The following is a 2,479-nucleotide window of genomic DNA, read 5'->3' as shown; positions in this document are numbered from 1 at the left end:
GATACATTCACACACGGTGGGTCTGCTCGGTATCTCGAGGATTTTTACGGAATCAGTGCCGCTCATATTCGTCGCACTATTTTGCAGGCAATCGGCGCGGAAACCACCGAGGAGAGTTCACTCTCCGCTGGAGGACAGGTAGGACTGACAAAGGGTGTCGCCGAGGGTCTATGAACCCTCAGGCCCACAGGGCCATCTAGTGGCCCAAATGCTGGCAAGCTAAAGCTATGCAGACTTCCTCTTTAGGCACCAGCGACCTCCAGGTCACACCACTCACTCTCGGCACGATGACTTTTGGCAAAGAAGCCGATGAAGCCACCTCCCACGCCCTACTCGATGCCTACGTTTCGGTGGGGGGAAACCTCATCGACACCGCCGATGTGTATTCGAAGGGGCTCAGTGAAGAAATCATTGGCCGTTGGTTAAAGAGCTCCGGGAAACGAGACGACGTACTCATCGCCACCAAAGCCCGCTTTGCCCTGGCAAGCGGCCCGAGGGGCCTGCATCCCGACTACCTGCGGGGTGCCATTGAGGACAACCTTCGACGTCTAGACATCGACACCATCGACCTTTTCCAGCCACACGCTTTTGACCCCAATGTGCCGGTCGCCGAATGGTTGGGGCTCATTAAAGAATTTGTCGACCAGGGCAAGATTCGATACCTCGGTGTTTCCAACTTCCTGTCCTACCAACTCCAACACACTCTCGATGTGGCGAAGTATGAGGGCTTACCCACAGTGGTGTCGCTGCAGCCGCAATACAACCTGCTGGATCGCCACATCGACTACGAAGTGATGGATGTGTGTAAGAACCACAACATTCCGCTGCTGCCCTGGTCGCCCCTCGGTGGCGGTTGGTTGAGTGGTAAATACCAGCGCGACAGTGTCCCTACCGGCGCTACCCGCCTGGGTGAAGACCCCAGTCGCGGTGTGGAGGCTTACGACAAGCGAAACACCGAGCGCACATTCGCCATTCTGGATGTCGTGAAAGACATTGCCGCAGACCACGGTGCGAGCATGGCTCAAGTCTCACTCGCCTGGCTGATCCAACACCCCCAAGTGGGCAGTGTGATCCTGGGAGCGAGAACAACGGAGCAGTTAGCGGACAACCTGGGCGCAGCCCAGGTAGAGCTCAGCACCGAGCAGTGGGAGCGCTTAGAGGACGTCTCCAGGCCCCACACTCCCGACTACCCCTACGGTTTCGTGGACACCATGGGTGGGCGTTAAGACTCTCATTTGGGGCTGTGGATATCCACGGCGCCCACCTATTCGACGCCACTAACCTTCCAGGCAGTTTCCGGGAGCTACCGATTCCCCTGCAAATCCAGGCAGGGTGGGGTCTGTGGTTCCCGACAGCGCGAAGTATTTGCGCAGGGATTGTGTAGTGATTGCGGGGGGATGAGGTAGTGATATCGTGATACCAGTGAGGAGGGCGTGATAGCAGATATTCTCGTGCGAGGGCTCAGCCGCGATGTGGTGGCGAAAATCGATGATGAAGCGGCGAGGCGGGGGGTGTCTCGCAACCAGTTTCTGATCGAGTTCATCCAGCGCCCCTACGTAGAAGAAGACCGACCCAAGGTGACGGTGGCCGATCTAGAGCGCACTGCCCGTGCGGTCGCGGATCTTGGCGATCCTGACATCATGGCTCAAGCGTGGCGATAAAAACCTGGCTGATTGATAAGTCCGCCTACGCTCGTCTGAGCGAGAGTCCCGACCGTGAGGTCTGGGTCGAGAGAATATCGCGCGGACTAGTGCGCATCAGCTCCATCACCATGCTCGAACTTGCATACTCTTTCCAAAATTCGTCGCGCGCCGATGAGGAGCTGACCAACCCCCCTCTCGCATTGATGCCGCTTGAATACCTGGGCGCCCGAGCAGAACGGCGCGCACTCGACTTGCAGCGAGCCTTACTGGACGCCTCCGAGCATCGCGGGGTGAGAATCCCCGATCTCTTGATCGCCGCGGGTGCGGAAATCTCCGGGCACACCCTGCTACACATTGACAGCGATTTCGAGCTCATCGCCCGCTACAGCGGTCAGCGCATTGAGAAATTGGTGCTGGCCTAGAGCCACACCATCCACCCTCGAAGCATTCGGGCGCGGCCAGTAGGCCAGGCGGCCAGTTGACCACCAATCTTTGGCTTCTGAGGCCAGCAGGTGTTGCCCTCGGCTCAAGAGCGTGTAGACCACCACGATGGCGGGAGGCTCATACCTAAAATGTATTTTAAGAAAAGGTCGATTGTTGTTCAGTAGCCTGCCACAGTAGGAATTGCGCATTAGGACTTCGAAGACTTGTGGGCTGATGGTGCACATTCGGAAGAGTATTTTCACAACATACAAAAACTGGAGGATTGCAGGCCATGGATTTTGTGTCACTGATTGTCCTGGCACTCATTGTGACCGGGGTCATTTTCGTCAGGAGACAATTCTTTCGCTCCCGGGCCATGGCGTTTGGACGCCAACAAGCACAGGCACTGGAGT

Annotated in this window: 3 protein-coding genes; all 3 read left to right on the top strand. The window is 57.2% G+C overall.

All coding sequences use genetic code 11. The features are described from left to right. The first annotated feature begins 227 nt into the window (after window positions 1-227). The 3 genes from RI518_RS07710 to RI518_RS07700 all read left to right on the top strand — a co-directional run bounded on the left by RI518_RS07710 (window position 228) and on the right by RI518_RS07700 (window position 2,065). Window positions 228-1,226 carry an aldo/keto reductase gene (locus tag RI518_RS07710; protein WP_310689800.1) on the top strand — a complete coding sequence of 333 codons (999 nt, stop codon included), beginning with the start codon at window positions 228-230 and terminating at the stop codon, window positions 1,224-1,226. 207 nt (window positions 1,227-1,433) lie between these two features. Beyond that, on the top strand, window positions 1,434-1,661 hold the full coding sequence (locus RI518_RS07705; RefSeq protein WP_310689799.1) for an antitoxin: 228 nt from the start codon (window positions 1,434-1,436) through the stop codon (window positions 1,659-1,661). Then, on the top strand, window positions 1,652-2,065 hold the full coding sequence (locus RI518_RS07700; RefSeq protein ID WP_310689798.1) for a PIN domain-containing protein: 414 nt from the start codon (window positions 1,652-1,654) through the stop codon (window positions 2,063-2,065). Before RI518_RS07705 ends, RI518_RS07700 begins: the two co-directional genes overlap by 10 nt. Window positions 2,066-2,479 lie beyond the last annotated feature (414 nt).

This window comes from Pontimonas sp. (assembly GCF_031581085.1).
In the GTDB taxonomy this organism is placed as follows: domain Bacteria; phylum Actinomycetota; class Actinomycetes; order Actinomycetales; family Microbacteriaceae; genus Pontimonas.
The sequence above is the reverse complement of the archived record's forward strand: the minus strand, read 5'-3'. Positions and strand labels throughout refer to the sequence as shown.

Coding starts and splice junctions, on each gene's coding strand:
- RI518_RS07710 (WP_310689800.1), top strand. CDS start 228: ATGCAGACTTCCTCTTTAGGCACCAGCGACCTCCAGGTCACACCACTC.